The organism is Kitasatospora sp. NPDC059673, from assembly GCF_042734215.1.
Classification (GTDB): domain Bacteria; phylum Actinomycetota; class Actinomycetes; order Streptomycetales; family Streptomycetaceae; genus Kitasatospora.
On the sequence record NZ_JBHWEN010000029.1, the window covers coordinates 19,521 to 45,483 of the forward strand.

The 25,963-nt window shown below is 72.7% G+C and carries 25 protein-coding genes; 13 read left to right on the plus strand and 12 right to left on the minus strand.

Annotated elements, in window-relative coordinates:
• Nucleotides 1-8: 8 nt before the first annotated feature.
• Together ACFV18_RS27560 and ACFV18_RS27565 are read left to right on the plus strand one after the other, a co-directional pair.
• The gene (locus tag ACFV18_RS27560) at nt 9-929 is read left to right on the plus strand and encodes an AAA family ATPase (RefSeq protein ID WP_380487708.1); all 921 of its coding nucleotides are present in this window, start codon (nt 9-11) and stop codon (nt 927-929) included.
• Nucleotides 926-1,651 carry an HNH endonuclease gene (locus tag ACFV18_RS27565; protein ID WP_380487710.1) on the plus strand — a complete coding sequence of 242 codons (726 nt, stop codon included), beginning with the start codon at nt 926-928 and terminating at the stop codon, nt 1,649-1,651. The genes ACFV18_RS27560 and ACFV18_RS27565 overlap by 4 nt, the downstream gene beginning before the upstream one ends.
• A gap of 609 nt (nt 1,652-2,260) precedes the next feature.
• On the opposite strand, the gene ACFV18_RS27570 is transcribed toward ACFV18_RS27565, so the two are convergent.
• From ACFV18_RS27570 to ACFV18_RS27580, 3 genes are all read right to left on the minus strand, one after another.
• Nucleotides 2,261-3,979 carry a SpoIIE family protein phosphatase gene (locus tag ACFV18_RS27570; RefSeq protein WP_380487712.1) on the minus strand — a complete coding sequence of 573 codons (1,719 nt, stop codon included), beginning with the start codon at nt 3,977-3,979 and terminating at the stop codon, nt 2,261-2,263.
• Nucleotides 3,980-4,036: 57 nt separating this feature from the next.
• On the minus strand, nt 4,037-4,774 hold the full coding sequence (locus ACFV18_RS27575) for a class I SAM-dependent methyltransferase (RefSeq protein WP_380487714.1): 738 nt from the start codon (nt 4,772-4,774) through the stop codon (nt 4,037-4,039).
• A gap of 427 nt (nt 4,775-5,201) precedes the next feature.
• Nucleotides 5,202-8,174 (minus strand): BTAD domain-containing putative transcriptional regulator, encoded by a 2,973-nt coding sequence (locus ACFV18_RS27580; RefSeq protein ID WP_380487716.1) that lies wholly within the window; start codon nt 8,172-8,174, stop codon nt 5,202-5,204.
• Nucleotides 8,175-8,385: 211 nt separating this feature from the next.
• On the opposite strand from ACFV18_RS27580, the gene ACFV18_RS27585 reads away from it, so the two are divergent.
• Entirely contained in the window at nt 8,386-8,604 is a 219-nt protein-coding gene (locus ACFV18_RS27585; protein WP_380487718.1) for a hypothetical protein, read from the plus strand.
• A gap of 72 nt (nt 8,605-8,676) precedes the next feature.
• On the opposite strand, the gene ACFV18_RS27590 is transcribed toward ACFV18_RS27585, so the two are convergent.
• Complete coding sequence (locus tag ACFV18_RS27590; RefSeq protein ID WP_380487720.1) at nt 8,677-10,338, minus strand: fumarate hydratase; 1,662 nt, start codon at nt 10,336-10,338, stop codon at nt 8,677-8,679.
• Nucleotides 10,339-10,525: 187 nt separating this feature from the next.
• Between ACFV18_RS27590 and ACFV18_RS27595 the strand changes: the two genes are divergently transcribed.
• Nucleotides 10,526-11,269 (plus strand): DUF1707 domain-containing protein, encoded by a 744-nt coding sequence (locus ACFV18_RS27595; protein WP_380487722.1) that lies wholly within the window; start codon nt 10,526-10,528, stop codon nt 11,267-11,269.
• Nucleotides 11,270-11,513: 244 nt separating this feature from the next.
• Nucleotides 11,514-11,867, plus strand: a complete 354-nt coding sequence (locus ACFV18_RS27600) for a WhiB family transcriptional regulator (RefSeq protein WP_380487819.1) — start codon at nt 11,514-11,516, stop codon at nt 11,865-11,867.
• A 64-nt stretch (nt 11,868-11,931) separates the two neighbouring features.
• Here ACFV18_RS27600 and glpX read toward each other — a convergent pair whose 3' ends face one another.
• Nucleotides 11,932-12,972, minus strand: a complete 1,041-nt coding sequence (gene glpX / locus ACFV18_RS27605; protein ID WP_380487724.1) for a class II fructose-bisphosphatase — start codon at nt 12,970-12,972, stop codon at nt 11,932-11,934.
• 183 nt (nt 12,973-13,155) lie between these two features.
• On the opposite strand from glpX, the gene ACFV18_RS27610 reads away from it, so the two are divergent.
• Nucleotides 13,156-13,683 carry a DUF4245 domain-containing protein gene (locus ACFV18_RS27610; protein ID WP_380487726.1) on the plus strand — a complete coding sequence of 176 codons (528 nt, stop codon included), beginning with the start codon at nt 13,156-13,158 and terminating at the stop codon, nt 13,681-13,683.
• A gap of 72 nt (nt 13,684-13,755) precedes the next feature.
• Here the strand turns inward: ACFV18_RS27610 and ACFV18_RS27615 are convergent, their stop codons facing one another.
• Nucleotides 13,756-14,349 carry a malonic semialdehyde reductase gene (locus ACFV18_RS27615; protein WP_380487728.1) on the minus strand — a complete coding sequence of 198 codons (594 nt, stop codon included), beginning with the start codon at nt 14,347-14,349 and terminating at the stop codon, nt 13,756-13,758.
• A 126-nt stretch (nt 14,350-14,475) separates the two neighbouring features.
• Nucleotides 14,476-14,706 carry an exodeoxyribonuclease VII small subunit gene (locus tag ACFV18_RS27620; protein WP_380487730.1) on the minus strand — a complete coding sequence of 77 codons (231 nt, stop codon included), beginning with the start codon at nt 14,704-14,706 and terminating at the stop codon, nt 14,476-14,478.
• Nucleotides 14,707-14,766: 60 nt separating this feature from the next.
• Here ACFV18_RS27620 and ACFV18_RS27625 point away from each other — a divergent pair, with 60 nt between their 5' ends.
• A complete protein-coding gene (locus ACFV18_RS27625; RefSeq protein ID WP_380487732.1) occupies nt 14,767-15,246 on the plus strand; it encodes a GNAT family N-acetyltransferase in 480 nt (159 codons plus the stop codon).
• Nucleotides 15,247-15,256: 10 nt separating this feature from the next.
• On the opposite strand, the gene xseA is transcribed toward ACFV18_RS27625, so the two are convergent.
• Nucleotides 15,257-16,471, minus strand: a complete 1,215-nt coding sequence (gene xseA, locus ACFV18_RS27630; RefSeq protein WP_380487734.1) for an exodeoxyribonuclease VII large subunit — start codon at nt 16,469-16,471, stop codon at nt 15,257-15,259.
• A gap of 228 nt (nt 16,472-16,699) precedes the next feature.
• On the minus strand, nt 16,700-18,031 hold the full coding sequence (locus ACFV18_RS27635; RefSeq protein WP_380487736.1) for an APC family permease: 1,332 nt from the start codon (nt 18,029-18,031) through the stop codon (nt 16,700-16,702).
• A gap of 73 nt (nt 18,032-18,104) precedes the next feature.
• Here ACFV18_RS27635 and ACFV18_RS27640 point away from each other — a divergent pair, with 73 nt between their 5' ends.
• Both ACFV18_RS27640 and ppgK read left to right on the plus strand, forming a co-directional pair.
• Entirely contained in the window at nt 18,105-19,079 is a 975-nt protein-coding gene (locus ACFV18_RS27640; protein WP_380487737.1) for a 4-hydroxy-3-methylbut-2-enyl diphosphate reductase, read from the plus strand.
• 170 nt (nt 19,080-19,249) lie between these two features.
• Entirely contained in the window at nt 19,250-20,008 is a 759-nt protein-coding gene (ppgK, locus tag ACFV18_RS27645; protein ID WP_380487739.1) for a polyphosphate--glucose phosphotransferase, read from the plus strand.
• 15 nt (nt 20,009-20,023) lie between these two features.
• Here the strand turns inward: ppgK and ACFV18_RS27650 are convergent, their stop codons facing one another.
• Entirely contained in the window at nt 20,024-20,464 is a 441-nt protein-coding gene (locus ACFV18_RS27650) for a DUF6542 domain-containing protein (protein ID WP_380487741.1), read from the minus strand.
• A 325-nt stretch (nt 20,465-20,789) separates the two neighbouring features.
• Between ACFV18_RS27650 and ychF the strand changes: the two genes are divergently transcribed.
• Nucleotides 20,790-21,863 (plus strand): redox-regulated ATPase YchF, encoded by a 1,074-nt coding sequence (gene ychF / locus ACFV18_RS27655; RefSeq protein WP_380487743.1) that lies wholly within the window; start codon nt 20,790-20,792, stop codon nt 21,861-21,863.
• A 125-nt stretch (nt 21,864-21,988) separates the two neighbouring features.
• Here the strand turns inward: ychF and ACFV18_RS27660 are convergent, their stop codons facing one another.
• Nucleotides 21,989-22,819 carry an alpha/beta fold hydrolase gene (locus ACFV18_RS27660; protein WP_380487745.1) on the minus strand — a complete coding sequence of 277 codons (831 nt, stop codon included), beginning with the start codon at nt 22,817-22,819 and terminating at the stop codon, nt 21,989-21,991.
• A 122-nt stretch (nt 22,820-22,941) separates the two neighbouring features.
• On the opposite strand from ACFV18_RS27660, the gene ACFV18_RS27665 reads away from it, so the two are divergent.
• Nucleotides 22,942-23,379 (plus strand): MarR family winged helix-turn-helix transcriptional regulator, encoded by a 438-nt coding sequence (locus tag ACFV18_RS27665; RefSeq protein ID WP_380487821.1) that lies wholly within the window; start codon nt 22,942-22,944, stop codon nt 23,377-23,379.
• Nucleotides 23,380-23,401: 22 nt separating this feature from the next.
• On the opposite strand, the gene ACFV18_RS27670 is transcribed toward ACFV18_RS27665, so the two are convergent.
• The gene (locus ACFV18_RS27670) at nt 23,402-23,977 is read right to left on the minus strand and encodes a Uma2 family endonuclease (RefSeq protein WP_380487747.1); all 576 of its coding nucleotides are present in this window, start codon (nt 23,975-23,977) and stop codon (nt 23,402-23,404) included.
• A gap of 54 nt (nt 23,978-24,031) precedes the next feature.
• On the opposite strand from ACFV18_RS27670, the gene ACFV18_RS27675 reads away from it, so the two are divergent.
• Both ACFV18_RS27675 and ACFV18_RS27680 read left to right on the plus strand, forming a co-directional pair.
• Entirely contained in the window at nt 24,032-24,613 is a 582-nt protein-coding gene (locus tag ACFV18_RS27675; RefSeq protein ID WP_380487749.1) for a TetR/AcrR family transcriptional regulator, read from the plus strand.
• 35 nt (nt 24,614-24,648) lie between these two features.
• Entirely contained in the window at nt 24,649-25,953 is a 1,305-nt protein-coding gene (locus ACFV18_RS27680; RefSeq protein WP_380487823.1) for an MFS transporter, read from the plus strand.
• The last annotated feature ends 10 nt before the right edge of the window (nt 25,954-25,963 follow it).

The following is a 25,963-nucleotide window of genomic DNA, read 5'->3' on the forward strand; positions in this document are numbered from 1 at the left end:
GGGTGTACGTGTCACGGATCAGGATTTCCGGCGTGAAGTGCTTCGACGGGGCGCGCGAGGTGGATCTGACGCTCCCCCCGGGGCCGGGATGGAACGTCGTGGCGGGCCCGAACGGGAGCGGGAAGAGCACCCTGCTGCGAGCTGTCGCGATGGCGCTCGGGGCGCTGCCCGGCGGCCCGGTGGCGCTGTGGGGCGACGGCTGGGTGGAGGCCGAACCCGCGCCCCGCTGGCGGGTCGGTCAGCGGCAGGGCCCGCCGCAGGCACGCTTCGTGGAGCACACCGAGAGCCGTGCCGCCACCCCGCTGGACGCCGAACTGGTGGCCGAGGTGCTGCCCCCTGGCTGGCGGCTCAGCGACCCGGAGCGGCAGTACGTGGCGCACGGCGCGCTGGAGCTGCCGCTGGACGAACTCGGCGACGGCGTCGCGGCGTTGGCCCGCCTGGCCGGCCTCCTCGCGCACACCCCGCACCCCGGCCCGGTGCTGATCGACGACGTGGACCGCCACCTGCACCCGGTGTGGCAGCAACGGATCGGCACCTGGCTGACCGAGCACTTCCCGCGCACCCAGTTCCTGGTCGCCACCCACAGCCCGTACGTCTGCCAGGCCGCCGACCCGGGCGCGCTGATCCGCCTGCCCGGCCCCCACGAGGAGTTCGCGCCGCACCGGCTGGACGAGGACCTGCGCCAGCGGGTGCTGTACGGCAGCGGCGAGGACACCGTCCTGTCGGAGCTGTTCGGACTGCCGAGCGCCTACTCGCCGGCCGCCGAGGCCGAACGCCGACTGCTGGTACGGCTGGAACGCAAGATGTACGCGGGCCGGGCCACCGACGCGGAACTCGCCGAATACCGGGAACTCGGGGCGAAGCTGAACAGCTCGCTGACCGCCCGGGTCGACGAGGTCACCGCGCGGCTGCTCGGCCGGGGCCAGTGATCCCGCTCCAGCGGCCCGCCCTGCAACCGCGGCTGGCCGCCGACCTCGACCGGGCCACCGCCGGGATCCGGGCGGCGGGCCCCAGCACCGCGTCCGGCCGTGCGGCGTGGCGCAAAGCCGTCCGCCCCAAGGCCCAACTACGGCTGATGCTGCGGCAGATGGCACCCGGACTGGAACGCTGCATGTACTGCGGGGACAACCTGGGCACCGACATCGACCACTTCGAGCCGATCGCCCAGGCACCACTGCGCACCTTCGACTGGCAGAACCACCTGCTGGCGTGCGCGCACTGCAACAGCAACCGCAAACGCGACCGCTTCCCGCGCGACCCGGGCACCGGCGAGGCCCTGCTGGTCGACCCGTGCCGCGAGGACCCGGCCGACCACCTGCGGCTCTACCTGGACTCCGGCGCCTACGACCCGCTGACCGCCCGCGGCGAGGCCACCATCGAGGTGTTCGGCCTCAACGAGCGGCCCGAACTGGTGCGCGGCCGACGGCTGATGTTCGCCGTGGTCAAAGCGCTGCTGCTGACCTGGCGGGCCGCCGACCAGGCCGCGGCCGAGGAGTACGTGGCGGCGCTGCGCGAGATCCACCACGCCGACGTGCTGCGCACCGTCCTCGGCCTGCGCCGCAGCCGCCCGCTGGCACTCGCCGTGCTCGGCCCCGACGTCCTCGCCGCCCTCGACCAACTGGCCGCCGCCGACCCGAGGTTCGCCGCCTGACGGCCGGTCGGGGGCAGCGCTGCGTGTCTCGGCCGGTCTGCTGCCGCAGGCGAGGGGTTCGCCGCCCGGTGGTCGGTTCGGGACGGTGACCGGCGCGTCGGCGCGTTCGCCCGGGGTGGTGATTGGTGTTTCGACCGGCCCGCCGCCGCAGGCCGGGGTCTCACCGTCCGGCCGGTCTGCTGCCGCAGGCGGGCTCTCGCCGCCCGGTGGCCGGTTCAGGATGGTGACCGGCGCGTCGGCGCGTTCGCCCGGGGGTGGTTGGTGTCTTCGACCGGCCCGCCGCCACCGGCCGGGCTCTCACCGTCCGGCGGCCGCTCGGGGCAGCGCTGCCCACCTCGGCCGGCTTGCTGCCGCAGGCGAGGGGTTCGCCGCCCGGTGGCCGGTTCAGGATGGTGACCGGCGCGTCGGCGCGTTCGCCCGGTGGTGGTGCCCGGTGTCTTCGACCGGCCCGCCGCCACCGGCCGGGCTCTCACCGTCCGGCGGCCGCTCGGGGCAGCGCTGCCCACCTCGGCCGGTCTTCCGCCGCAGGCAGGCTCTCGCCGCCCGGTGGCCGGCCGGGCGTGGTGACCGGCGTCCGTGCCCTGCCCGCTGCCGCAGGCCGACCGCAGGTCACAGCCGTTGCTCGAACCAGACCACCTTGCCCGCCCCCAGCCGGGTCGCACCCCAGCGGTCCGCGCACCGGGCGACTATCTGGAGGCCGCGCCCGCGCTCCTCGTCGGGCCCGGCCCGGCGGGTGCGGGGCAGCGCCGCCGAGTCGTCGCCGACCTCGCAGCGCAGCCGCGAGGTGCGCACCAGGCGGAGCGTCACCGGGCGGGTGGCGTGCCGGATCGCGTTGGTGACCAGCTCGCTGACCATCAGCTCGCAGTTCTCCCGCAGATGGTCCAGGCCCCAGTTGTGCAGCGCGTGCCCGGCCAGCCGGCGCGCCCGGCCCGGCGTCTCGTGTCGCGGCTGGAGGTACCAGTAGGCGACGTCGGAGGCCGGGATTCCGTCGAACGCGGCGGCCAGCAGCGCGATGTCGTCGGCCCGGTCGCCCGGTGGCAGGATCCGCAGCGCCTCCTGGCACAGCTGCTCGGGGCTGAGCCGGTGCGCCCCCTCCAGCCGGGCCCGCAGCAGTTCGAGTCCGGTGCCCAGCGGGCGGCGGCGGGTCTCCACCAGGCCGTCGGTGAACAGCAGCAGCGAGGAACCGGGCGGGGCGGCCAGCTCCACCGAGGTGAAGTCCACCCCGCCGACGCCGATCGGCGCGCCCGGTGGCAGGTCCAGCAGCTCACTGGTGCCGTCCGGGCCGACCAGCACCGGTGGCACGTGTCCGGCGTTGGCGATCACCACCCGGCCCGCGATCGGGTCGTACACCGCGTACACGCAGGTCGCCAAGTGGTGCTCGCGGCCCAGGCGTTGGGCCTGCTCGTCGAGGTGGTACAGCACCTCGTGCGGCGGCAGGTCCAGGCCCGCCAGGGTCTGTGCGGAGGTGCGCAGCTGGCCCATCACGGCGGCCGAGGTCAGCGAGTGGCCCATCACGTCGCCGACGATCAGCGCCACCCGGTTGCCCGGCAGCGGGATCGAGTCGTACCAGTCGCCGCCGACCTGCGCCCCGCGCTCGCCCGGCAGGTAACGGTGCGCCAGGCGCACGCCGTGCGGTTGCGGCAGGTGCGCGGGCAGCATCGAGCGCTGCAACTCGTCGGCGATCTCCCACTCGCGGGTGTAGCGCAGCGCGGTGTCCACGGCCAGGCCCGCGTGGGTCGCCAGGTGCGCGGCCGTCGCGGTGTCCGCCGGGTCGAACGACACCGGCTGCCCGTCCGCGGCGGGGCGCCGGATCAGCAGCAGCATGCCGAGCGCGGCCTGCCGCCCGTGCAGTGGCAGCGCCAGCAGCGCCGTCCCGGCCGGCAGCCGGCCCAGCGCCCGGGCACCGAGCAGCTCGGCGGGCAGGCCGCCGCGCCGCTCGTCCAGCACCGTCGGGCCGTGCGGGGCGCGCCGCTCCAGGGCACGCTCCAGCGCGCTGCCGGGCGGCACCGGACGCAGCCCGCCGCGCCGGCCCAGCTTCGTCCCGCTGGTGTGCAGCACCCGCAGCGCGCGCGGACGCCCGAGGTCGCGCTCGACGTCCGGCAGCGGGTCGCGGACCAGCACCACCAGGGCGTCCGCGATCTCGGGCACCAGCACCCGGCCCAGGTTGCGCAGGGTGGCCGTCAGGTCGAGCGAACTGTTGATCCGCCGGGCCGCACCGTCCAGGTACGCCAGGCGCTCGGCAAGCCGGGGCAGCCCGTCGGGCGGCGGATGCCGCTGGACGGGGACGGCGGGCTGCTGCCCCGCCAGGGGCTCCAGTTGGTCGCGCACGGGCTGCCCGATTCTGTGCAGATGTGGAGGACGTCGAAGGCGGCGGCTGACTCCCGGTCAGCCGGTGCGCCGACAGCGCAGGTACAGCTGGGTCTCGGGCGGCAGCGCGGACCCGGCCGGGGCGTAGGACTGGCTGTCCACCGCCTCCACGGCGAAACCGGACCGCTCCAGCAGGCCGGTCAGCTCCTCCCGCGGATAGCCGCTGACCCGGATCTGCTGGTCCAGGAACGGCAGCGGCACGTCGTCCAGGTCCGCCTCCACCATGCCCAGCGCCAACAGGCCGCCCGGGCGCAGCAGTTCACGGATCCGGCCGAGCGCCTCGGCGATCTCCGGGCGAGGCAGCATCAGCAAGGAGAAGAACGCCGCTGCACCGTCCAGCGTCCCCGCCCCGGCCGGCCCCAACTCGGGCACGCCCCAGAGCGCTTCGGCGTTCCCGGTGGCCAGATCGATGACGTCGAACCGGTGGAACACCGCCTCCGGCGCCGCCTTGCGGGCCTGCTCCAGCATGCCCGCCGAGAGGTCCACGCCGATCACCCGCAGCCCGCCGTCCGCCAGCTGACGCGCGGTCGGCTCACCCGCGCCGCAGCCCACGTCCAGCACCAGGGCCCCGGCCGGAAGCTGCTCCACCAGCCACCCGGCACAGGTCAACTGGCCCGACCTGGCCGGAAACACCTCCTGGTACCGCGCCCCCATCGCATCGAAGGCGGCGGCCTGGCCGGCCCGTTCGGCCCGGCGGCCCTCCCCGGCGGACGCCCGCTCGGCGTCGGCGGGGACTTCGGTCTGTTCGTCCGTCACGTGATCTGGGCACCTCTCCCGCGCGCGTCCTGCCCCACCCGTCGTGGTCCGCACACCACTCCCGACCCTGGCCTATGAGAATAAACGCGATCACCGCACTGTGGAGTCCGTTTCCGGCCAACTCGTGCGCCGTTGGGCGATTATCGCCCGCCGCCGGAAGCACACCGTCGCCCGCAAGGGAGCACGCCAGCCAACTCGTGCGCCGCCCGCCACCCTCGCACCACGCCCCTGACCAGCCCAAATACCCCGTCAACCGTGCAGCCGCCGACGTTTATCGAACGTCAATCGCGGCCTGGCAGAGTCTTCCTCAGCGCCGGGGAAGCGTCAAAGCGTTCCCGCAGCCGGGGGGCTGCGGGGGCGCTGACGCCCCGGGGGGACAGGCCTTCGCCAGGGGGGACCAGGGGGGTACCAGGGGGGAGCGAAGGCCTTACGGCGCGGGGGGAGGGGAAGGCTCGGTGTGCCGCGAGTCGATGAGGTCCTGCACGGGCTGGGCCTCGGGCACACCGAGCCGGGTGAACACCGTCAACGCCTCCTGAAGACACGCCAACCCACGTGAGGGCTGCCCGAGTTCGAGCAACGCCTCACCGAGCGCCGCGTTGGCCATGCCCTGGCAGTACGCCGCCTCGATCTCCTGCGCGATCGACAACGACTCCTCGGCGGCCTCGGCGGCGGCGGCGAGCTGACCGTCCGCGAGCAGGCAGGCTGCGAGCCTGGCGAGCGAGTAGCCCTCCCAGATCGGATGCTGATGGGCGCGGTACAGCTGGTGCGCCTCGCGGAGGTGTATGGCTGCCTCACCGGGCTCGCCGGTCGAGCTCAGGACGACGCCCAGTTGGTAGAGGGTGTCCGCCAGGCACGGCACGTTCCCGGACGCCCGGGCCGCCGTCACCGCCGCGCGGGCGGCCTCCACCGCCTCCTCGTGCCGGTTCAGGCCGACGTAGGAACGGGCCATGTTGCCGAGGAGACGGGCCTCGACGATGGGTGCGTCGAACTGGGACACCATCTGGAGCGCCTGTTCGTGGAACGGCAGGGCCGCGGCCGGTCGGCCCGCCATGATCAGGACGATTGCCAGCGTATAGGCCGTGATCACTCGCAGCATGGTGGCCTGCTCGGCCGGCTGGAGGGCCAGACTGGCTGTCAGTGCCTCCTCCGCCTCGGCGAGCTCGGCCGCCACCTGGTGCATGTGGCCGAGCGCGTAGTGCACCCGGGCCAGCGTCCCCGCGTGACGCCGGGCCGCCGGATTCGCCGCGGCAGCGTGCAGGACGCTGCGGATACGCGGGGCGAGCGACGGGTCCTCGACCACGCTGGACATGCTCTGCAGGATCTCCACCACGGGCTGCACCAGGTCCAGCGGGGCGCTGGCCGCCGCCTCGACCGAGCTGAGCAGAACCGCGATCTCCGACCGGAGCCACTCACGGGCGGTGGCCGTGTCGGAGAACGACAGTCCGGCCGACTGCGCGACGCACAGCGGCTCCATCGGGGTGTCGTCGGGTTCGAGTACCTGCTCGGCGTTCCGCATGGTGGCGTGGAGCAGGTCCAACAGCCGCAGCAGCGCCGCCTGCTGGTTCTCCGCGTCACCGGTCTTGACGTTCTGCCGCTGGGCGTACAGCCGCAGCAGGTCGTGGTAGCGGTACCGGCCGGGAGTGAAGCACTCCAGCATGTTCGCTTCGACCAGTGCCTCCGCCAGGTCCTCCGCTTCCTGCTCGGCGGTGCCGAGCAGCGCGGCGACGGCCGGCAGTGGCAGGTCCGGCGAGTCCACCAGCGCGAGCAGCCGGAACGCCCGGGCCTCCTCGGGCTGGAGCTGGGCGTAACCGAGCCCCAGGGTGGTCTCCACGGCCAGATTGCCGAGCTGGAGCTCCTGGAGCCGGTTGCGCTGGTCCGCTAACCGGCGCGCGAGGTCCGAAACGCTCCAACGCGGCCGGCTGGCCAGCCGGGCGGCGGCGATGCGGACCGCCAGCGGCAGGAAGCCGCAGGAAGTCACCACCTGGAGCGCGGCCTCGGGCTCGGCGCCCACCCGCTCGACGCCGACGATCGCCGAGAACAGCGCCAGCGCTTCGTCCGGGGTCAGCTCCTCGATGTCCACCAGGTGCGCGCCGGGGATCTCCGCCAGCCGCGAACGGCTGGTCACCATCACGGCGTTGCCGGAGACACCGGGAATCAGCGGCCGCAACTGCTGGGCGTCGCGGGCGTTGTCGAGCAGGATCAGCATCCGCTTGTCGGCGAGCAACGAGCGGTACATCGCGGCGCGCTGGTCCAGTGAGTCGGGGGCGTCGGGCACGCCGAGCGCGTGCAGGAAGTCACCGAGCACGACAGCCGGGTCGGCCGGGGACGCACCCGCGCCGCGCAGGTCCACGTACAGCTGCCCGTCCGGGAAGTCCGGCCGCACCAGGTGTGCCACGTGCACCGCGAGGGTGGTCTTCCCCACACCGCCGATACCGGCCAGCGAGGTGACGACCACGGCTTGGCCGGAACCCGCCCTCAGCACGTCCCGGAGCTCGTTGACGACCTTGCAGCGACCGCTGAAGTCCGATACATCGGCCGGGAGTTGGGCCGGGGGAACGAACGAGGTCGACTCTTCCGCGAGGGCCTTGGGAGGTGCGGCGAGCACCGCCATCAACTCCGGGTCGCCGGCCAGGATGCGGGCGTGCATCGCGGCCAGCGCGGTGCCCGGCTCCACACCCAGTTCCTCGATCAGCAGCTTCCGGGTGTCCGCGTACACACCAAGGGACTCGGCCTGTCGGCCGCTGCGGTACAGCGCCAGCATCAGCAGCTCGCGCAGCCGCTCGCGCAGCGGATGGGCGGCGGACAGCGAGTTGAGCTCGGCCACCACGTCGGCGTGCAGGCCGATCTCCAGCGCCATCGCGCAGCGTTCCTCGGCGACGGCGAGTCGACGCTCCGTCAACCGGTTGCGCTGCGCCTCGGCGTATGGCCCGGGAACTCCCGGCATCGGGCGCCCGCTCCACAGGTCCAGCGCCGAGACCAGTCCGTCGTGCGCGGCACGGAATGATCCCTCGGACCGCGCGCTCGCGGCCTCCGCGACCCGCTGCTCGAAGACCGCCAGGTCCACGGACTCCGCCGGAATCCTCAGGGCGTAGCCGTCGCTCACCGAGACCAGCACCTCGGCGGGCTTTCGGACTTCGCGGTTCGGTTCCAGCACCGAGCGCAGCCGGGAGATGTACGTGCGCAGTGCGGCGACCGCCTGCGGCGGGGTTCGGTCACCCCAGATGCCGTCCACCAGGTCATCGGTGGTCACCGGGCGGCCCTCGCCGAGCAGCAGGGCGACCAGGACCGCCTGCTGTTGCGGCGATCCGAGCGCCAACGGAGCACCGCCGCGCCATGCCTGGACAGGGCCGAGCACCTGGAAGCGCAACGCCTCGGCGGAGCGCGTGCCCTGAAGCTCCATGTCCTCCCCTGTGGCCGATGAACCGTCTGTCCCTCACGCTGACGCCGCTCGTGTGGGGGCGTCAGCTTATGAGGGTGCGAGCAAACGTCCACCAAGCGGATGCAAGGTGCGACGTTTATGAGACATTTAGCGGCCCCTACGATACTGGCCGCGTGCCCGGGGCGAGTCGTCCGGGTGATCCGTACCCTTGAAATGAAAGGCGGCCCACCCCATGGCCGACGAGACCACCACCCTCGTTCCCAAGACCGCGCCGGCCGCGGCCCCGGTCGAGCACGTCGCCGGACCCACCGACCAGAACGCGATCGAGCGCGCCTTCGAGGCGCTGGCCGGGCAGTCGGCGGCCCCGGCCGTTGAGCGGATCGAGAAGCCGGAAGCGCCGGAGGACGACGAGATCTTCGAGCCGCTCGGCACCGCCCCGAACACCCCGTGATCGACGCCCGCACCCACCTCACCAGAACGAGCCCCGACCCTCACCGGCCGGGGCTCGTCCCGTTTCAGCGGGTCACTGCGCCGAGCGCACCCGCAGGTTGGTGATCAGCGGGCCGTCGGTCACCTCGGCGAAGAAGTCGTTGCCCTTGTCGTCCACCACGATGAACGCCGGGAAGTCCTCGACCTCGATGCGCCAGACGGCCTCCATGCCGAGCTCGGGGTACTCCAGCACCTCGACCTTCTTGATGCAGTCCTGCGCCAGCCGGGCCGCCGGGCCGCCGATCGAGCCGAGGTAGAAGCCGCCGTGCTCGTTGCAGGCCTTGGTGACCTGCTTGGAGCGGTTGCCCTTGGCGAGCATGACCATCGAGCCGCCCGCGGCCTGGAACTGGTCGACGTAGGAGTCCATCCGGCCGGCCGTGGTGGGGCCGAAGGAGCCGGACGCGTAGCCCTCGGGGGTCTTCGCGGGGCCGGCGTAGTAGACCGGGTGGTCCTTCATGTACTGCGGCATGCCCTCGCCGCGGTCCAGCCGCTCCTTGATCTTGGCGTGCGCGATGTCGCGGGCGACGACCAGCGTGCCGGAGAGCGAAAGCCGGGTCTTCACGGGGTACTTGGAGAGCTGCTCGCGGATCTCGGCCATCGGGCGGTTGAGGTCGACCCGGACCACGTCGCCGTCCAGGTGGGCGTCCGTGGTCTCCGGGAGGTACTTCGCCGGCTCGGTCTCCAGCTGCTCCAGGAACACGCCCTCGGCCGTGATCTTGCCGAGTGCCTGGCGGTCGGCCGAGCAGGAGACGGCCATCGCGACCGGCAGCGAGGCGCCGTGCCGGGGGAGGCGGATGACGCGGACGTCGTGGCAGAAGTACTTGCCGCCGAACTGGGCGCCGATGCCGATCTTCTGGGTGAGTTCGAAGACCTTCTGCTCCAGCTCCAGGTCGCGGAAGCCGTGGCCGGTCTTGGCGTCGCCGCCGGTCGGCAGGTTGTCCAGGTAGTGCGCGGAGGCGTACTTCGCGGTCTTCAGGGCGAATTCGGCGCTGGTGCCGCCGACCACGATCGCCAGGTGGTACGGCGGGCAGGCCGCGGTGCCGAGCGAGCGGATCTTCTGCTCCAGGAAGGTGAGCATCGACGACTCGTTGAGGATCGCCTTGGTCTCCTGGTACAGGTACGACTTGTTCGCCGAGCCGCCGCCCTTGGCCATGAACAGGAACTTGTAGGCGTCCCCGTCGGTGGCGTACAGCTCGATCTGGGCCGGCAGGTTGTTGCCGGTGTTCTTCTCGTCCCACATGGTCACGGGGGCCATCTGGGAGTAGCGCAGGTTCAGCTTGGTGTACGCGTCGTACACGCCGCGGGCGATCGCCGACTCGTCCTGACCGGAGGTCAGCACGTTCTGGCCGCGCTTGCCCATCACGATCGCGGTGCCGGTGTCCTGGCACATCGGGAGGATGCCGCCGGCCGAGATGTTGACGTTCTTCAGCAGGTCCAGCGCCACGAAGCGGTCGTTGGGGCTGGCCTCCGGGTCGTCCAGGATGCGGCGCAGCTGGGCCAGGTGGGCCGGGCGCAGGTAGTGCGAGATGTCGTGCATCGCCTCGGCGGTGAGCAGCCGCAGGGCCTCCGGCTCGACCTGCAGGAAGGTGCGGCCGCCGGCCTCGAAGGTGGAGACGCCCTCGGAGGTGAGCTTGCGGTACGGGGTGGTGTCCGCACCGAGCGGGAGCAGGTCGCGGTAGGCGAACTCTGAAGCCATGGGGGAGATCCTTCAGTTCTTTCGGCGTCGTCGACGAGGCATCCTCCAGGTTAGGCGTACGGCGCACGACCCCGGCGCTCAGGTCGGCCTGCGTGACGCGGGTCACTCGCGCACCACCCCACGCGGTACCACCCGCATTGCGTCGAACCGGCGTTCGGGCCGGGAGCGGGCTCGCTAGGCTTGTGACGTGGACAACTCTCCCGAGCAGCAGCAGCCGCAGGGCCAGCCGCCCGCCCCGATGAAGAAGAACGAGCCGGCACCGGCTCCCGCCCCCGGTACCGACCTGGCCGCCGAGCTCCGGGCCGCCGACGCCGATCGCGAACGCGTCGCCGACCTGCTGCGCGACGCCTACGCGGAGGGCCGGCTCACCGTCGACGAGCACGCCGAACGGATCGAGGCCGCCTACAACGCCCGCACCTTCGGCGAACTGGAGCCGCTCACCCGCGATCTGCCCAGCCACCCGGGGCCGATCCGGCACAACCTGACCAAGCCGCCGCTGGACGCCCCGGCCCCCGCCCCGCAGCAGCAGCCGCCGCTGCCGCCGGCCCGGGCCGAATCGCCCACGATGATCGCGGTGTTCGGTGCCGCCGCCCGCAAGGGCCGCTGGCGGGTGGGTTCGCACCTGAAGGCCGTCGCGGTGTTCGGCGGCGTCGAGATCGACCTGACCGACGCGGTGTTCGAGTCGCCCGAGGTGGTCATCGAGGTGGTCGCGGTCTTCGGCGGCGTCGAGGTCCGGGTCCCGGAGAACGTCACCCTGCAGGGCAGCGGCGCGGGCATCTTCGGCGGTTTCGACGTCCGCGAGCAGACCTCGCCGGACCCGTACGCGCCGGTGGTGCGGATCAAGGGCGCGGCGGTGTTCGGCGGTTGCGAGGCCAAGCCGAAGCGCGGCAAGAAGCTCAAGGAGTGGGTGCGCCGGCAGCTGGAGGGCTGACCTGCGGCGATCTCACTGATCGTCAACTGGCTTGGCGGCACTCGCCGTTGTTCCGAGTGCAGTGGGTAGTCGATTGCGTGCGGTGTGCATGAATCCGGGGGCGGCGGGGTAGTTCCAATCGCACATCGTTCCTGTACGGCTGTGACCCCGCGGGTCGGCGACGGTGCCACGGCGAGGGAGCACGGGGCAGTCGGGCAGGAGGCGACCGATCCCCGAGCCTTGAGCCTGGTCAGGAGTCACCGTGCTGCATCCGATCGAGTCCACCGCCGCCGCCCGCCGCCCCGCGGCCCCGCCGGATCAGGACGACAACCCCTGGCACACCTCCGCCGCCTGTCGCAGCGACGAGGCCGGGCTGTTCTTCGCTCCCTCCAAGGAGCCGACGGCCACCCGGCTCTCCCGCGAGGAGCAGGCCAAGCGGGTCTGCGCCCGCTGCCCGGTGCTGCTCGAATGCCGCGAGCACGCGCTCGCCCAGCCCGAGCCGTACGGCGTCTGGGGCGGGCTGACGGCCGCCGAGCGCCGCGTGATGCTCGCCCGCCGGCGCCGCCGGGAGGCCGAGCTGCGGGACGCCAGGCGCCTGGCGGGTCGGATAGCCGGCTGAGAACGGATGCGGGGCCGCCGGGGAGGTTCTCCCCGGCGGCCCCTGAACACCCGCTCGTCGAGCCTCAGCGGGCCCGGTCGAAGTCGATCGCGCTGTACGCCCGCAGCTTGGCCAGCTTGTGGGTGGAGTCGATCTGCCGGATCGTCCCGCTCTTGGAGCGCATCACCAGCGAGGAGGTGGTGGCGGTCTCCGAGCGGTAGTGGACACCGCGCAGCAGCTCGCCGTCGGTGATGCCGGTGGCGACGAAGAACACGTTCTCGCCGCTGACCAGGTCGTCGGTGTGCAGCACCCGGTCCAGGTCGTGGCCGGCGTCCAGCGCCTTGCGCTTCTCCGCCTCGTCCTTGGGCCACAGCCGGCCCTGGATGACGCCGCCCATGCACTTCATCGCGCAGGCCGCGATGATGCCCTCGGGGGTGCCGCCGACGCCCATCAGCAGGTCCACGCCGGTGCCCTCGCGGGCCGCCATGATCGCGCCGGCCACGTCGCCGTCGGAGATGAACTTGATCCGGGCGCCGGCCTCGCGGATCTCCTTGACCAGGTCGTTGTGGCGGGGCCGGTCGAGGACGACGACGGTGACGTCCTCGACGGCGGCGCCCTTGGCCTTGGCGACCCGGCGGATGTTGACGGCCGCGGGGGCGGTGATGTCCACGAAGTCGGCGGCCTCGGGGCCGCAGACCAGCTTGTCCATGTAGAACACCGCGCTGGGGTCGAACATGGTGCCCCGGTCGGCGACCGCGAGGACCGCGACGGCGTTGTTCATGCCCTTCGCGGTCAGCGTGGTGCCGTCCACCGGGTCGACCGCCACGTCGCACTCGGCGCCGGTGCCGTCGCCGACCCGCTCGCCGTTGTACAGCATCGGGGCTTCGTCCTTCTCGCCCTCGCCGATGACGACGACACCGTTCATCGAGACGGTGGACACCAGGGTGCGCATTGCCTTCACGGCCGCGCCGTCGGCGCCGTTCTTGTCTCCCCGGCCGACCCAGCGGCCGGCGGCCATCGCGGCGGCCTCGGTGACCCGGACCAGTTCGAGGGCCAGGTTGCGGTCGGGGGCTTCCGGCGCGACCTCCAGGGCGCTGGGAAGGTGGTGCGGGTACTGCGTGGTCATCGTCGTTACCTCTCTGTACGCGACGGCCAGTCAGCGTCGGGTCGCGGAGGGTCACCGGCGCTGCTACGAGGGCTGCTGCGATCGTATCGGCAGGTGGGACGGGAGTCTGCGGCGCACTCCGCGCACACCGTGACGGGGCGGCCGGTGCACCGGTGTTCCGTAAGCGCCGCCTACCATGGGCGGGTGGCAGGCAACAGCAGCAAGAGGGGCCGTCAGACGGTACGGGACATGGTCCTGTCGATGGCGGCGGTCGGCGTCGTGGTGGCGGTCGCGTACTTCAGCATCCCCAGTGCGGACGGCAAGGGCGGCGTGCACGCCGTGCCGTACCAGGCGGAGGTGGCATCGGCGAAGCGCGCCGCGCCGTACCCGCTGCTCGGCCCGCAGGCCCTGCCGGACGGCTGGAAGGCCACCTCGGTGAGCTACAGCCCGAACGACAAGGGCCACGCCGTCTGGCACCTGGGCCTCAGCACCGCCTCCGGCCAGTACGCGGCGATCGAGCAGAGCAACGACAAGCCCGACGACGTGGTCTCCCGGAACGTGCCCGGCGCCAAGCCGGACGGCACCTCCACGGTGGCCGGCCAGGAGTGGCAGCGGGTGCAGGGCGACCGCTACCGGGCCCTGACCCGCCCGGCCGGCGACACCGGCACCACGGTGCTCACCGGCACCGCCTCGTACGAGGAACTCGCGCAGCTCGCCGAGGCGCTGAAGTAGTCACCACAGCCACGCGGAAGGCCCCCGCCGGGGAACGGCGGGGGCCTTCGCTGTCACAGTGCCGAGTGGGACTCAGACGGTGGTGACGACCTGGTCGTAGGCCAGGCGCGGGCTGCGCGGGAACCAGGCGTCCTCGCCCGGCTTGCCGATGTTGACGACCGCCAGCACCGAGTGCTCGCCGTCGCCGAAGAACTCCTTGTTGATGGCCTCGCCGTCGAAGCCGGTCATCGGGCCGGCGGCCAGGCCGGCGGCGCGCACGCCGATGATGAAGTACGCGGCCTGCAGGGCGCCGTTCAGGGCGGCCGAGGACTCGCGGACCGAGCGCTCGCTGAAGAACATGTCCTTGGCCTGCGGGAAGTGCGGCAGCTGCGAGGGGAGCTCCTCGTGGAACTCGTTGTCGGCGGCCAGGATGGCGACCAGCGGCGCGCTGGAGGTCTTGGCCTGGTTGCCCTCGGCCATGTGCTGCACCAGGCGGGCGCGGCCCTCCTCGGAGCGGACCAGGACGATGCGCAGCGGCTGCTGGTTGAAGGCGGTCGGGCCGAACTTCACCAGCTCGTAGATCGCCTGGATCTGCTCGTCGCTGACCGGCTCGGCCGAGAAGGTGTTGGCGGTGCGGGCCTCGCGGAAGAGCAGGTCCTGGGCGGCGGCGTCGAGGGCCAGGGTCATGACAGTGTCCTACCTCAAAGCGTGGGGCGGTCGGGTACGGCGGGCGCCGTACACACCGGACCAACTTCGATGAAAGTTAAACCATTCCCCGAGCTGCCTGTGATGTACGCCACAACTCCGGCGCGGCTACTCGCCCGCGGACTCCTCGGCCGCCAGCGCCGCGTCCAGCCGGGCCCGGGCGCCGTCCAGCCAGCGCTGGCACACCTTCGCCAGCTGCTCGCCGCGCTCCCACAGCGCCAGCGACTCCTCGAGCGTCGTCCCACCGGTCTCCAGCCGCCGGACCACCTCCAGCAGCTCGTCCCGCGCCTGCTCGTACCCGAGCACCTGCTCGACACCCGCACCCTGCTGATCAGCCATGCCGCCAGCGTAGGCGCTGCCCCGGACAAACCCCTTGCACCCCCGCCTTACGCTGCGGACATGAGCACTCCACGCCCGGCCCGGCCCGAGGACGCCGCCGAACTCGTCCGCCTCCGCACCCTGATGTTCGCGTCCATGCAGGGCGAACCGCGCCCCGGCCACTGGCAGCACACCGCACAGGACCTGGTGGCCCGTCAGCTCGCCGAGCCCGACCGGCGCCTCCAGGCGTACGTGATCGACGACCCGAAGAGCCCCGGCCGACTGGCCAGCTGCGCCGTCGGCACCCTGGAACAGCGACTGCCCGCCCCCGGCCACCCCGACGGCCTGTTCGGCTTCGTCTTCAACATCTGCACCGACCCCGACCAGCGCGGCCGGGGCCACGCCAGGGCCTGCACCGAAGCACTGCTCGCCTGGTTCGACGAACGCCGCGCCACCAGGATCGACCTGCACGCCACCGAGGGCGGCGAGGCGCTCTACCGCAGCCTCGGCTTCCACGAGCACTCCACCGCGCTCTCCCGCGAGCGGCTGCTCACCGACTGAACCCGCGCCCTCAGCCCTCCCCGGGCACCCGCACCTCGAACGCGCCGCCCGCCACCCGGGCGCGCAGCGCCTCGCCGCCCGCGACCTGCGCCGGGTCCGTCACCACCGCGCCGTCCTCGCGCTGCAGCACCGCGTACCCGCGCTCCAGGGTGGCCAGCGGCGACAGTGCCACCACCCGGGCCAAGGCGTGCCCGAGGTCGGTCTGCGCATGGTCCAGCCGGTGCCCCAGCACCCGGCGGGCCCGCTCCGCCAGCGCCGTCACCTCCGCGCCGCGCGCCGCCACCGCCTCGGTCGGCGCCGCCAGCGCCGGCCGGCTGCGCACCGACGCCAGGCCCGCCGCCTCCCGCTCCACCCGGTGCACCACGTACCGCCGCGCCCGGTCCCGCAACTGCCGCACCCGGGCCAGCTCCTCGCCCACGTCCGGCACCACCCGCTTCGCCGCGTCGGTCGGCGTGGACGCCCGCAGGTCCGCGACGAAGTCCAGCAGCGGTTGGTCCGGCTCGTGGCCGATCGCACTCACCACCGGCGTCCGGGCCGCCGCCACCGTCCGCACCAACTCCTCGTCGGAGAACGGCAGCAGATCCTCCACACTGCCGCCACCGCGGGCCACCACGATCACCTCGACATCCGGATGCGCGTCCAACTCGCGCACCGCGGCACTCACCTGCGACACCGCCTGCGGCCCCTGCACCAACACGTTCCGCACCTCGAACCGCACCGCCGGCCAGCGCCGCCGGGCGTTCTCCAGCACGTCCCGCTCGGCCGCCGAACCGCGGCCGGTCACCAGACCCACGCACCCCGGCAGGAACGGCAACGGCTTCTTCCGGGCCTCCTCGAACAGGCCCTCGGCAACCAGCTTGCGCTTCAACTGCTCCAGCCGGGCCAGCAGTTCACCCAGCCCGACGAGCCGGATCTCCGACGCCCGGAGCGACAGCGTGCCGCGCGCCGTGTACCACTCCGGCTTCGCCAGCACGATCACCCGCGAACCCTCCTGCACGGCATCCGCGACCTGCTCGAACACCGACCGGAAGCACGTCACCGTCAACGAGACGTCCCGATCGGGGTCGCGCAGCGTCAGGAACACCATCCCCGCCCCCGGCCGCCGCGAGAGCTGCGCGATCTGCCCCTCCACCCACACCTCGCCCAGCCGATCGACCCACCCGCCGATCAGCGCCGAGACCTTCGCCACGGGCAGGGGTGCTTCGGGACTGCTCGCATTAGCCATTCCCAGAGGCTAGCCCTTCGGGCCGACGGGAAGCCGGGGGCACGGGGAGACCTGCGCGAGCGGTTGGGTGCCAAATCAGGGGCGCGGGGAACTGCGCGAAGCGGGAGGAACCTGTCCGCAAGATCGCGAAACAGTGCAACTCGCCGTCCTGCATCGCGATCTGGCCGGCGGTGCCTGGCCGGCCGCGCCGTTCCCCGCGCCCCTGTGTTCGCGCCCGCCTGCGCCCCGCTACCTCCGCTGCGTCACCAGAACCACCAACCCCACCGCCAGCCAGATCCCGCCCACGATCAGCGCCGTGTGCGACGCCTCCACCAGCACCGCGACGATCACCGCGATGCCCAGCAGTGGAACGACGCCGTGGCGCAGCCAGTCGCGGGAGTGGCCGCGCACCACGTACCAGCCCACCACCGAGGCGTGCAGCAGCACGAACGCGGTGAGCGCGCCGACGTTGACCACCGAGGTGAGGCGGTCGAGTCCGTCGTCGCGGCGGGCGGCCCAGACCGCGGCCACCAGCGTGATGACGGCGGCCGTCAGCAGCGCCCGCCGAGGGATCGCGGAGCGTTCCTCGACCACGCCCAGCCGCCGGGGCAGCCGCCCCTCCCGCCCCATCGCGAACACCAGCCGCCCGGCCGCGGCCTGCCCGGCCAGCGCGGCGAACGCGGCGCCGATCGCCTTGGACGCGGCGATCAGCACATGCAGCCAGTGCCCGACGGCGGCCTCGACGGTGTCGTAGAACGCCGACCCCTGCGCGGCCGGGTCGGCGGCCAGTTGATCGGGCGTCATGGGTTCCAGCACCGCCGCCAGGTACGTCTGGACGACGAACAGCAGGCCGGCCAGCGCCAGGCACCACAGCACCGCCCGGGCGACCGCGGCCGACGCGCCCACGGCCTCCTCGACGAAGGAGGCGATCGCGTCGAAGCCGAGGTAGGAGAGCACCGCGACGGACACCGCCGACAGCACCGCCGTCAACGAGAAGCCGCCGATTCCCCCGAACGGGGAGCCCAAGTCCCGGGCCGCCCCGTGCAGCGCCAGTTCCACCGAGGCCGCGACCACGAACACCGCCAGCACCACGACCTCCATGGCCAGCACCGCGAAGCCGACCACGGCCGCCGTCCGCACCCCGATCAGGTTGAGCGCGGTGGTGACCAGTACCGCCAGCGTGGTCCACACCCACCGCGAGACGCCCGGCACCAGCGAGTGCAGCGCGATGCCGGAGAACAGGTACGCGACCGCCGGGATCAGCAGGTAGTCGAGCATCGCCATCCACCCGGCGATGAACCCGGGCCCCTCGCCCAGCCCGGCTCGCGCGTACGCGAACACCGAGCCGGCCCGGGGCACCGCCCGCACCATCTCGGCGTACGACACGGCGGTGAACCCCATCGCCACGGTGGCCACCAAGTAGACGGCGGCCACCGCTCCGTGGCTCTTCGCGTCCAGGACGCCGAACACGCCGACCGGTGCCATCGGGGCGATGAACAGCAGCCCGTACACCATCAGATCGCGCACCCCGAGAGTGCGCCGCAGTTCCGTCGAAGCCGCCTTCGTGCTCACCCTCGCCATTCCACCGGCCGCGCCCGCCCCGGCAGCGGCGACGCGCGTCCACGCGGGCGGGACTCGCCCGTACGATGGAGCCATGTCCGCCAGTGCTCAGCGCCGTGTCCTGCTCGCCGCCCCCCGTGGCTACTGCGCGGGTGTCGACCGCGCCGTGATCGCCGTGGAGAAGGCCCTGGAGCAGTACGGGGCGCCCATCTACGTCCGTAAGCAGATCGTCCACAACAAGTACGTCGTGCAGACCCTGGAGAAGCAGGGCGCGATCTTCGTCGACGAGACGGAGGAGGTGCCCCAGGGCGCGATCGTGGTGTTCTCCGCGCACGGCGTCGCCCCGTCGGTGCACGACGAGGCCGAAGCCGGCAAGCTCGCCACCATCGACGCGACCTGCCCGCTGGTCACCAAGGTGCACAAGGAGGCCCGCCGGTTCGCCGACGAGGACTACGACATCCTGCTGATCGGCCACGAGGGCCACGAGGAGGTCGTCGGCACCATGGGCGAGGCCCCGGACCGGATCCACCTGGTGGACGGTGCCGAGGACGTCGCCAACGTGAAGATCCGCGACGAGTCCAAGCTGGTCTGGCTCTCCCAGACCACCCTCTCCGTGGACGAGACCATGGAGACCGTCGGCGCCCTCAAGGAGCGCTTCCCGCTGCTGGTCTCGCCGCCCAGCGACGACATCTGCTACGCCACCCAGAACCGCCAGGTCGCCGTCAAGCAGCTGGCCCCCGAGGCGGACCTGCTGATCGTGGTCGGCTCGAAGAACTCCTCCAACTCGGTCCGCCTGGTCGAGGTCGGCCTGGAGTACGGCGCCAAGGCCGCCCACCTGGTCGACTTCGCCGAGGAGATCGACCTCGCCTGGCTGGAGGGCGTGCAGACGGTCGGCCTGACCAGCGGCGCCTCCGTGCCGGAGATCCTGGTCGAGGGCGTGCTGCAACTGCTCGCCGCCCACGGCTTCGAGGACGTGCAGATCGTCAAGACCGCCGAGGAGCACCTGACCTTCTCGCTCCCCAAGGAGCTCCGCCGCGACCTGCGCGCCGAGGCCGCCGGCAAGCTCTGACCGCCCGCAGGTCACCTCGGCCGTCCGACGCCCGGATCCCTCTCCCGAGAGGTCCGGGCGTCGCCCGTGCGGGCGGCGACCGTCCGGGAACGGCTGCGCCCGCCCCCGCGCCCCCGTACGTTGGTGCGAGAGCGGGCAGCGGATGCCCCTGCGGACGGAAGGCGACGGCAGTGACGACGGTCTTCGGCGTGGACATCGGCGGCTCGGGCATCAAGGGCGCACCGGTCGACCTCGACAAGGGCGTGCTCGCGCAGGAGCGGCACAAGGTGCTCACCCCGCAGCCGTCCGGCCCCGACGCGGTGATCGACGCGGTGTGCGAGGTCGTCCGGCACTTCGGCCACCACGGGCCGGTCGGCCTGACCTTCCCCGGCGTGGTCGTCGACGGGCAGACCCGCACCGCCGCCAACGTCGACAAGAGCTGGATCGGACTGGACGCCGCCACCCGGTTCACCGAGGCGCTCGGCATGCCCGCCACCGTGGTCAACGACGCCGACGCGGCCGGCCTCGCCGAAGTCACCCACGGCGCCGGCCGCGGCCGCTCCGGCGTGGTCCTGCTGCTCACCTTCGGCACCGGCATCGGCAGCGCGCTGTTCTCCGACGGCGTGCTCGTCCCCAACACCGAACTCGGCCACCTCGAACTGCGCGGCAAGGACGCCGAGCGGCGTGCCTCCTCCGCCGCCAAGGAACGCCACGACCTCAGCTGGCCGCAGTGGGCCGGGCGGGTCGACGAGTACCTCGACCTGGTCGAGATGCTCTTCTCCCCGCACCTGGTGATCGTCGGCGGCGGTGTCAGCCGCAAGCACGAGAAGTTCCTGCCCCTGCTCAAGGACCGCCGTGCCGAGGTCGTCCCCGCCGAGCTCCGCAACAACGCGGGCATCGTCGGCGCGGCGATGGCCGCCGGCCGGCAGCCGCTGACCGCCGGGCGCTGACCGGCGGCCTTCGGCTCACCTGGCCCGGTGGCGGCGGCGCTGGGCGATGTAACGCGCGGTGACGATCGCGGCGGCCAGGCCGGTGCCCGTGAACAACCAGCCCGCGCGCAGCGCCAGTCCGCCGGCCAGCGCCACCACCTGACCGGTGACGCCGTTCGCGGCGCCCGGCTGCAGCAGCACCAGCGCCGCCGCGAACGCGATCGGTCCGCAGATCGGGGCCGCCGGGAGGTCCGGGTACCGCACCCGCACGGCCAGCTGGAAGCAGACCACCAGATAGCCGAGCCCGAACAGCACCCCGAGTCCCCCGAACATCAGCCGGTCCACCGCCGCGGCCACCAGCGTCCCGGCCACCGCGACCACCCCGGTGCCCACCGCCGTCAGCCGGGCCGGCGGCTTGCCGCCCCGCCTCCGACGGGCCGTCAGCAGCCGGCGCGGCAGGCGCTGCAGCCACCGCACGGCGGGTGGTCCGGTCCGGCCGCCGGCGGACGCCCGCGAGCGGGACTCTGGGGACCGGATCTGCCCCGGAACGGCGGCCTCATCGGCGCCGCGCCCCGGCGCTCGTCTTCTCGGCCCTGGCGGCTGGGTACGGATGCTCTGCTCCACCCGACCAACGTACGGTCCGATCATCGACACCCTGTGTAATGGCTCCCGAGCAATTGGTCCGTGTCCGGCCGGTGCACGCCCCACCACGCTGCTTCGGGCCCTCGCACGCCCCGTAGACTGGGGGATCGGCCCGCACGGGCCACCTCGACGCCCTCCAAGCCACGGGACACCACTCTCCATGTCGCTCACGATCGGAATCGTCGGCCTGCCGAACGTCGGCAAGTCGACCCTGTTCAACGCCCTGACCAAGAACGACGTGCTGGCGGCCAACTACCCGTTCGCCACCATCGAGCCCAACGTGGGCGTCGTCGGCGTCCCGGACCCGCGGCTGGACAAGCTCGCCGAGATCTTCGGCTCGCAGCGCATCCTGCCCGCCACCGTCGACTTCGTGGACATCGCCGGCATTGTCCGCGGTGCCAGCGAGGGCGAAGGACTGGGCAACAAGTTCCTCGCCAACATCCGCGAGGCCAATGCGATCTGCCAGGTCGTCCGTGCCTTCACCGACCCCGATGTGGTCCACGTCGATGGCAAGGTGTCGCCCAAGGACGACATCGACACCATCCACACCGAGCTGATCCTCGCGGACCTGCAGACCATCGAGAAGGCGCTGCCCCGGCTCCAGAAGGAAGCCCGGCTCAAGAAGGACACCGCCCCCGTCCTCGCCGCCGCCGAGGCCGCCCAGGCGATCCTGGAGACCGGCAAGACCCTCTTCGAGGCCGGCTTCGACACCACCCTCGTCCGCGACCTCCACCTGATGACCGCGAAGCCGTTCCTCTACGTCTTCAACGTCGACGAGGACGCCCTCTCCGACGAGGGCTTCAAGAGTGCCCAGCGCGCCCTGGTCGCCCCCGCCGAGGCCATCTTCCTCAACGCCAAGATCGAGTCCGAGCTCATCGAACTCGACGACGACGAGGCCCTCGAACTCCTCCAGTCCATGGGCCAGGACGAGCCCGGTCTCGCCACCCTCGCCCGCGTCGGCTTCGCCACCCTCGGCCTCCAGACCTACCTCACCGCCGGCCCCAAGGAAGCCCGCGCCTGGACCATCAGGCAGGGCGCCACCGCCCCCGAAGCCGCCGGCGTCATCCACACCGACTTCCAGAAGGGCTTCATCAAGGCCGAGGTCACCTCCTTCGAGGACCTCGTCGCCACCGGCTCCATCGCCGAAGCCCGCGCCAAGGGCAAGGCCCGCATCGAAGGCAAGGACTACGTCATGCACGACGGCGACGTGGTGGAGTTCCGCTTCAACGTCTGAGGTCCCGCCAGGAATGCTGCTCGGCCCGCTCGGTGGCCGAGCAGCATTTTTGGTTGGGCGCCGGTCGGGTCGGCTCGAAGGTTCTGCTCCGCGCGGCGCGATGGTTCCGGGCCGGGGCGGTGGCCTCAGGTGGCGTCGGTCTCCCGGAGGAAGTCGACCAGTGCGCGGGTGAACTCCTGTGGGGCCTCCTGTGTCGTGTAGTGGCCGACACCCGGCAGCAGCACGGTGCGGCCGTTCGGGACCGCCCGGATCAGCTCGTCCGCCGTGGCGAGGAGGTTGGGGGCGTCGAGTGCGCCGTTGATCGCGAGGACCGGCACGGTGATCTCCTTGGCGCGCGTGGCGAGGTCCTCGACCGGGACGCGGTGGTCCGGCTCGTCCGGGGTGTGCTTCATGAGGGTGCGCAGCGCCATCTCGCGCACCTGGGCCACGATGGCCGGAGCGACCTCGTCGAGGCTGCGTGCGGGGCCGGCGATCCACTGGAGGAAACCGTCGAGATAGCCCGGCAGGTCGCCGGCCGCCAGTGCCGCGCTCTGCCGCTCGGCGATCCCGGCGGACCAGGCGTCGGTCAGGTCCGGCTCGCCGAGCCCGCGACCGCTGACCACCAGGGCCCGCACCAGCTCGGGGTGCTCGATCACCGTTTCGACCGCGATCATCGCGCCCATCGACACACCCACCAGCGTGACCTGACGCAGCCCCAGATGCCGCAGCAGCTCCGCGAGATCGTCCGCGTTCCGGAACGGCCCGCTCGCATTCGCCGACCGGCCGTGTCCTCGAGCGTCCGGCGCAACGACCCGGTAGCCGAGCGCGACCAGGCCGGGAACCAGGTTGTCGAACTGGGTGTGGTCAACGAACACGCTGTGCAGCAGCACCAGGGTCTCGCCTTGGCGCGGACCCTCGTCGCGGTAGGCGAGCAGGCCGTCGGAGGACTGGAAGGTCTCGAACCCGAACTCAATCATGACAACCAAGTTGTCACAGCTCCCCAATAATGGCAACTGGGTTGTCATGTCATAGTGGTGTGGTGACCGATTCCCCCGCCCCGTCCGTTCCGCTGTCCCCCGAAGAGCTGCCGGGGCGCCTCATGGAGGTCTTCGCCCTCGTCGGCCCGCTGTACCGCCGCGTCCAGCGCCGGATCGAGCTGGACGCCGCCCAAGGCCTCTCCGTCGGCGTGCGCGCCGTGCTGGACCTGCTGTGCCAGCACGGACCCATGACGGTGCCGCAGATGGGCCGGGCCCAGTCGCTCAGCCGACAGTTCGTCCAGCGCATGGTGAACGACGCCGCGGCGTCCGGGCTGGTCGAGGCCGTCCCCAACCCGGCCCACGCGCGCTCCTCGCTGATCCGGCTCACCGACGCCGGCCAGGCCGCCATCACGGCCGTGACGGCCCGCGAACACGCGCTGCTGCGCCAGGCCGACGGCGACCTCACCGACGCCGACCTGGCGACCACCGTTCGCGTGCTCGGCCGGATGCTGGAGCTGTTCGAGGACGTGGACCTGACCGGCGCGGAACCGCCCTGCTAGCCGGTCCCTTGTGTCATGTCGGTCAGAGGCCGGCCACGAGTTGTTCGAGGTCGAGGTCGATCGTGAACGGCACCGGGCGCTTGAGCGTGCCCCGGAAGATGCCGGCCGGGGCGTAGGTCCGGGTCGGGACGTCGAGTTCGTAGACGTGCACGGCGGGGTGGCCGTCCTCGTCCTCGATGCGCCAGTAATGCGGGATCCCGGCCTCCGCGTACTTGCGGAGCTTGACGGTGCGGTCGCGGTGGGCGGATTCGGGGGAGACCACTTCGACGGCCAGCGCGACCTCTTCGGGGGCGAGCCAGGTGCGGTCGCGGTCGATCGGAGCGTCGGTCACCAGCAGATCCGGCTCGGGCCGGTTGCGGGAGTCGAGCCTGATGGTCATTTCCCTGCCCACTTTGAACCCCTGCGGGCACTGGCCCATGAGCGCGACGGTGAGCATGGTGACGAGGTGGCCGTGCCACCACCGCTGCGGCGACATCATGAAGACGAGTGCTCCGTCGATGAGTTCGGTGTGCCGAGGCGCCTCGGGGAGGCGGTCGAGATCCTCCGCGAACCAGCCCTCCGCGCGCGGCGGGCGCATCCAGTCGGGCAGTGAGGTCATGCTCCTCAGGGTAGTGGGTAGACACTGTCTGCGCTCCGCTGGTAGACAGTGTCTATGGATGATGAGCGGACGTCCCTGCGTGAGCGCCTGGTGGATGCCGGGGTGGAGTTGGTGCTGGCGGAGGGGTCGGGGGCGGTGGGATTGCGGGAGATCGCGCGGCGGGCGGGGGTGTCGCACGGGGCGCCGCGGCGGTACTTCGCCACCCATCGGGATTTGTTGTCGGCGGTGGCGCGGCGGGGGTTCGAGGAGCTGGGGCGGCGGTTCGCGGGGGTGCGGGCGGAGGGGGCCCGGGGGCGCTTGGAGGGGGTGGCTCGGGAGTACCTGGCGTTCGCGGCGGAGCGGCGCGGGATGTTCGAGCTGATGTTCCGTCACGACCTGCTGAGCAGTGACGGGCGGGAGGCGGACGGGCCGAGGCTGCGGGAGTCGACGGGTCCGCTGTTCGGGGGGATGGTCGGGCTGGTGGCGGAGTGCACGGGGGACGGGGAGCGGGCGCCGGTGGTGGCGGCGGCACTGTGGGCGAACCTGCACGGGCTGGCGCAGTTGCAGGGGTGGGGGAGCGTCGAGTTGATGCTGGGGGCGGGGCGGGAGGACGCGCTGCTGGAGGCCGTCCTGACGGCGCACCTGGGCGCGCGGTGAGCCGGTTCGCGCTGCCGGTGAGCGTCACGGCCGCGATGCTGGTGGCGCTGGACGGCACCGTGCTGCTGATCGCCCAGCCGAGCATGCGACGCGAACTCGGCGCGGACGCGGCCGCGTTGCAGTGGACCAGCACCGGCTACCTGGTCGCGGTCGCCGCCCTGCTGGTGGTGGCCGGCCGGCTCGGCGACCGGTACGGGCACCGGGGAACGCTGCTGGCCGGGGTGCTGGGGTTCGGCGCGGCCTCGGCCGGGATCGCGCTCGCCCCCACCGTGGGCTGGGTGATCGGACTGCGGGTCGCCCAGGGCGCGTTCGGGGCGCTGCTGCAGCCCGGGACGCTCGCGCTGCTGCGACTGTGCTGTCCGCCGGAACGGCTCGGCCGGGCGGTCGCGGTGCGGACGGGCGCGATCGCGCTCGCGGCCGGCGCGGGCCCGCTGCTCGGCGGCGCGCTGGTGGCGCAGTTCGGCTGGCGGGCGGTGTTCTGGATCAACGTGCCGGTCGCCGTCCTGATCGCGGCGATGACGCTCGCACTGCGGCCACCCGAGGTCGAACGGGGCCGCCAGCGGCTCGACCTGGCGGGTGCCGCGCTGCTCGCCGCCACGCTCGCCGTCCTGGTGCACGCCCTCGCAGAGATCCCCGACCGGGGCTGGACGGCCACCGGCACCGTCGTCGAACTGGCCGCCACCGCAGGCCTGTTGGCGGCTCTGCTCGGCCACGAGCGGCGCACCCCCGCGCCGGTGGTGCCACGCCCGGTGGCCCGGTCGCGGCCGGTGATCGGCTCGCTGGCGCTGCTCCTGACGTCCTCCGCCGGACTGTTCGGCACCCTGTTCAGCACCACCTTCCGCCTCCAGGACGCGTTGCGCCTCGGCCCGGTGGACACCGCGCTGCGGATGCTGCCGCTGACCGCGCTGATGGTCCTGGGCGCCCCCGCCGCCGAACGGGCGCTGCGCCGGTACGGCCCGCGTCGCACCGCGCTCGGCGGAACGCTGCTGCTGGTGACGGGAATTGCCGCACTGGCCGGCCCGGGCGGCGGCGGGGCGGCGCCCACCGCGACAGCGATGGCCTCGGCGCTACTGGGGGCGGGGTTCGCCGCGGTGATGGTGACGGCCACCGGCAGCGTGGTCGGCGACGCCCCGCCGGGATACGCGGGCGCGGTCGGCGGCCTGAAACAGACCGCCATGAACGTCGGCCCCACCCTGGGCATCGCCACCGCCTCCGGCGCCGGCCCGCACGGCGCCCTCCCGGCCCTGGCCTTGCTCGCCACGATCGGGCTGCTCCCGGCCACCACACTGCCTGCCGCACGGCACCGGCCGGGCAAGGGAGTTGCTGCCGCGGGTGGGTGACGCGCCGGGG

What these genes read in the sequence shown, in the direction of transcription:
- ACFV18_RS27580 (WP_380487716.1), bottom strand. Translation starts at nt 8,174, where the DNA reads ATGGAGCTTCAGGGCACGCGCTCCGCCGAGGCGTTGCGCTTCCAGGTG.
- ACFV18_RS27585 (WP_380487718.1), top strand. Translation starts at nt 8,386, where the DNA reads ATGGCCGACGAGACCACCACCCTCGTTCCCAAGACCGCGCCGGCCGCG.
- ACFV18_RS27590 (WP_380487720.1), bottom strand. Translation starts at nt 10,338, where the DNA reads ATGGCTTCAGAGTTCGCCTACCGCGACCTGCTCCCGCTCGGTGCGGAC.
- glpX (WP_380487724.1), bottom strand. Translation starts at nt 12,972, where the DNA reads ATGACCACGCAGTACCCGCACCACCTTCCCAGCGCCCTGGAGGTCGCG.
- ACFV18_RS27615 (WP_380487728.1), bottom strand. Translation starts at nt 14,349, where the DNA reads ATGACCCTGGCCCTCGACGCCGCCGCCCAGGACCTGCTCTTCCGCGAG.
- ACFV18_RS27620 (WP_380487730.1), bottom strand. Translation starts at nt 14,706, where the DNA reads ATGGCTGATCAGCAGGGTGCGGGTGTCGAGCAGGTGCTCGGGTACGAG.
- ACFV18_RS27625 (WP_380487732.1), top strand. Translation starts at nt 14,767, where the DNA reads ATGAGCACTCCACGCCCGGCCCGGCCCGAGGACGCCGCCGAACTCGTC.
- xseA (WP_380487734.1), bottom strand. Translation starts at nt 16,471, where the DNA reads ATGGCTAATGCGAGCAGTCCCGAAGCACCCCTGCCCGTGGCGAAGGTC.
- ACFV18_RS27635 (WP_380487736.1), bottom strand. Translation starts at nt 18,031, where the DNA reads ATGGCGAGGGTGAGCACGAAGGCGGCTTCGACGGAACTGCGGCGCACT.
- ACFV18_RS27640 (WP_380487737.1), top strand. Translation starts at nt 18,105, where the DNA reads ATGTCCGCCAGTGCTCAGCGCCGTGTCCTGCTCGCCGCCCCCCGTGGC.
- ychF (WP_380487743.1), top strand. Translation starts at nt 20,790, where the DNA reads ATGTCGCTCACGATCGGAATCGTCGGCCTGCCGAACGTCGGCAAGTCG.
- ACFV18_RS27660 (WP_380487745.1), bottom strand. Translation starts at nt 22,819, where the DNA reads ATGATTGAGTTCGGGTTCGAGACCTTCCAGTCCTCCGACGGCCTGCTC.
- ACFV18_RS27665 (WP_380487821.1), top strand. Translation starts at nt 22,942, where the DNA reads ATGGAGGTCTTCGCCCTCGTCGGCCCGCTGTACCGCCGCGTCCAGCGC.
- ACFV18_RS27670 (WP_380487747.1), bottom strand. Translation starts at nt 23,977, where the DNA reads ATGACCTCACTGCCCGACTGGATGCGCCCGCCGCGCGCGGAGGGCTGG.
- ACFV18_RS27675 (WP_380487749.1), top strand. Translation starts at nt 24,032, where the DNA reads ATGGATGATGAGCGGACGTCCCTGCGTGAGCGCCTGGTGGATGCCGGG.
- ACFV18_RS27680 (WP_380487823.1), top strand. Translation starts at nt 24,649, where the DNA reads ATGCTGGTGGCGCTGGACGGCACCGTGCTGCTGATCGCCCAGCCGAGC.